Source organism: Cohnella sp. GbtcB17, assembly GCF_019091135.1.
Lineage (GTDB): Bacteria > Bacillota > Bacilli > Paenibacillales > Paenibacillaceae > Cohnella.
On sequence record NZ_JAGXJW010000284.1, the window covers coordinates 1 to 266 of the forward strand.

1 protein-coding gene is annotated in these 266 nt (G+C 64.3%); it reads right to left on the reverse strand.

Annotated elements, in window-relative coordinates; genetic code table 11:
* Positions 1 to 266 (reverse strand): conjugal transfer protein TraF (locus KVT38_RS33785; protein WP_217598087.1); only part of this gene is annotated, 266 nt, incomplete at both ends.

The following is a 266-nucleotide window of genomic DNA, read 5'->3' on the forward strand; positions in this document are numbered from 1 at the left end:
CGCCAATTCGGGCTGGTTCTTGCCACCACTGGCGCGGATCTGGTGGATCACCAGTTCGATATCATAGCGTTCCTTGAACGCGTCCAGCACCTGCTGCGCGAGATGCGAATAGGGATCGTCATGCTGGTGGAAATACTCGACCCGGTGCGGTGCGCCCGCCTTTACCCGCGCCGCTTCCGCCTGCGCCCGGCGCTTGGCCCGGCGCTGCGGATCGATCACGCTATTGCTGGCAAAGCTGGCGATGCGGCGCACAATCGCCGGAGGGT